The following is a 3,274-nucleotide window of genomic DNA, read 5'->3' as shown; positions in this document are numbered from 1 at the left end:
AACTTTGTTCTTTGAAAACTGGATAATAAGTAATATATTAGTTTTAAAAGCCGAGAAAACATTGCGTTTTAAAGAGTTTTTTAATAGAAATATGAATTAGTTCATATCGCTAAACTCAAATAATAACCCTTTACCATCGGTAAAGTTAGGTTAAGTTATAAAGGGCGCACGGTGGATGCCTTGGCACTAGGAGCCGATGAAGGACGGTACTAACACCGATATGCTTCGGGGAGCTGTAAGTAAGCTTTGATCCGGAGATTTCCGAATGGGGGAACCCAATACCTTTAGTCGGGTATTATCATTAAGTGAATACATAGCTTAATGAAGGTAGACGCGGGGAACTGAAACATCTAAGTACCTGCAGGAAGAGAAAGAAAAATCGATTCCCTAAGTAGCGGCGAGCGAACGGGGAAGAGCCCAAACCAAGAAGCTTGCTTCTTGGGGTTGTAGGACAGAACATTGGAGTTACCAAGTTAAGTTGTAATCGAATCAGCTGGGAAGCTGAGTCAAAGAGTGTGATAACCACGTAGATTAAACAACTTAACCTCCGTTCTGGATCCTGAGTACGGCGGAACACGTGAAATTCCGTCGGAATCCGGGAGGACCATCTCCCAAGGCTAAATACTCCCTAGTGACCGATAGTGAACCAGTACCGTGAGGGAAAGGTGAAAAGCACCCCGGAAGGGGAGTGAAATAGATCCTGAAACCGTGTGCCTACAATTAGTCAAAGCTCGTTAATGAGTGATGGCGTGCCTTTTGTAGAATGAACCGGCGAGTTACGTTTATATGCGAGGTTAAAGTGAAAAGCTGGAGCCGTAGCGAAAGCGAGTCTGAAATGGGCGAATGAGTATATAGATGTAGACCCGAAACCAAGTGACCTACCCATGTCCAGGTTGAAGGTGTGGTAAAACACACTGGAGGACCGAACCCACGTCAGTTGAAAATGGCGGGGATGAGGTGTGGGTAGCGGTGAAATTCCAATCGAACTTGGAGATAGCTGGTTCTCTCCGAAATAGCTTTAGGGCTAGCCTCGGAATATTGGATCATGGAGGTAGAGCACTGTTTGGACTAGGGGCCCGTCAAGGGTTACTGAATTCAGATAAACTCCGAATACCATTGATTTAGTTCCGGGAGTCAGACTGCGAGTGATAAGATCCGTAGTCGAAAGGGAAACAGCCCAGATCACCAGTTAAGGTCCCCAAATTTATGTTAAGTGGAAAAGGATGTGGCGGTGCACAGACAACTAGGATGTTGGCTCAGAAGCAGCCACCATTTAAAGAGTGCGTAATAGCTCACTAGTCGAGTGCCACTGCGCCGAAAATGTACCGGGGCTAAACATAATACCGAAACTGTGGGTGGACACGTAAGTGTCCGCGGTAGGAGAGCGTTCTAAGGGCGATGAAGCTAGATCGTAAGGACTAGTGGAGCGCTTAGAAGTGAGAATGCCGGCATGAGTAGCGAAAGATCAGTGAGAATCTGATCCACCGTATGACTAAGGTTTCCTGGGGAAGGCTCGTCCTCCCAGGGTTAGTCGGGACCTAAGGCGAGGCCGAAAGGCGTAGTCGATGGCCAACAGGTTGAGATTCCTGTACTAGTTTATTTTGTTTGAACGATGGAGGGACGCAGGAAGCTAAGGAAAGCACACGACTGGAAATGTGTGTCTAAGCAACAAGTCTTGAGTTGAGTGAAATGCTTGATTCTTTAAGGACAAGTTGTGATGGGGAGCGAAATTAAGTAGCGAAGTTCCTGATGTTACACTGCCAAGAAAAGCTTCTAGTGAGAAATAAACTACCCGTACCGTAAACCGACACAGGTGGTCGAGGAGAATATCCTAAGGTGAGCGAGTGAACTCTCGTTAAGGAACTCGGCAAAATGACCCCGTAACTTCGGGAGAAGGGGTGCTGACCGTCAGGTCAGCCGCAGTGAATAGGCCCAAACAACTGTTTATCAAAAACACAGGTCTCTGCAAAATCGAAAGATGACGTATAGGGGCTGACGCCTGCCCGGTGCTGGAAGGTTAAGAGGATGAGTTAGCGTAAGCGAAGCCCAGAATTGAAGCCCCAGTAAACGGCGGCCGTAACTATAACGGTCCTAAGGTAGCGAAATTCCTTGTCGGGTAAGTTCCGACCCGCACGAAAGGCGTAATGATTTGGGCACTGTCTCAACGAGAGACTCGGTGAAATTATAATACCCGTGAAGATGCGGGTTACCCGCGACAGGACGGAAAGACCCCATGGAGCTTTACTGTAGCTTGATATTGAGTGTTTGTACAGTTTGTACAGGATAGGTAGGAGCCGTAGAAATCGGAACGCTAGTTTCGATGGAGGCGTTGGTGGGATACTACCCTAACTGTATGACCACTCTAACCCGCGCCACTCAGCGTGGCGGGAGACAGTGTCAGGTGGGCAGTTTGACTGGGGCGGTCGCCTCCTAAAGTGTAACGGAGGCGCTCAAAGGTTCTCTCAGAATGGTTGGAAATCATTCGTAGAGTGTAAAGGTATAAGAGAGCTTGACTGTGAGATTGACAAATCGAGCAGGGACGAAAGTCGGACTTAGTGATCCGGTGGTTCCGTATGGAAGGGCCATCGCTCAACGGATAAAAGCTACCCTGGGGATAACAGGCTTATCTCCCCCAAGAGTCCACATCGACGGGGAGGTTTGGCACCTCGATGTCGGCTCATCGCATCCTGGGGCTGTAGTCGGTCCCAAGGGTTGGGCTGTTCGCCCATTAAAGCGGTACGCGAGCTGGGTTCAGAACGTCGTGAGACAGTTCGGTCCCTATCCGTCGCGGGCGCAGGAAATTTGAGAGGAGCTGTCCTTAGTACGAGAGGACCGGGATGGACATACCTCTGGTGTACCAGTTGTGCCGCCAGGCGCATCGCTGGGTAGCTATGTATGGACGGGATAAACGCTGAAAGCATCTAAGTGTGAAGCCCCCCTCGAGATGAGATTTCCCATTCCTTTATGGAAGTAAGACCCCTGAAAGATGATCAGGTAGATAGGCTAGGAGTGGAAGTACAGCGATGTATGGAGCGGACTAGTACTAATCGGTCGAGGACTTAACCAAAGGTGCAATGTGCGGTTTTTGAAATAAACAATTACTTATTATGCAGTTTTGAGAGAACGAAGTTCTTCTCAGTGCTTAGGCACAAAATAGTGTGGTGGCGATAGCAAGAAGGATACACCTGTTCCCATGTCGAACACAGAAGTTAAGCTTCTTAGCGCCGATAGTAGTTGGTGGGAAACTACCTGCGAGGATAGGACGCTGCCGCGC

At 48.5% G+C, this 3,274-nt stretch carries 2 rRNA genes; both read left to right on the top strand.

The features are described from left to right. The first annotated feature begins 148 nt into the window (after positions 1-148). A 23S ribosomal RNA gene (locus J7Q78_RS09920) occupies positions 149-3,067 on the top strand. Positions 3,068-3,157: 90 nt separating this feature from the next. Then, positions 3,158-3,274 (top strand): 5S ribosomal RNA (rrf, locus tag J7Q78_RS09915).

The sequence above is a fragment of the Latilactobacillus fragifolii genome (assembly GCF_905332535.1).
Taxonomy (GTDB): domain Bacteria; phylum Bacillota; class Bacilli; order Lactobacillales; family Lactobacillaceae; genus Latilactobacillus; species Latilactobacillus fragifolii.
The sequence above is the reverse complement of the archived record's forward strand: the minus strand, read 5'-3'. Positions and strand labels throughout refer to the sequence as shown.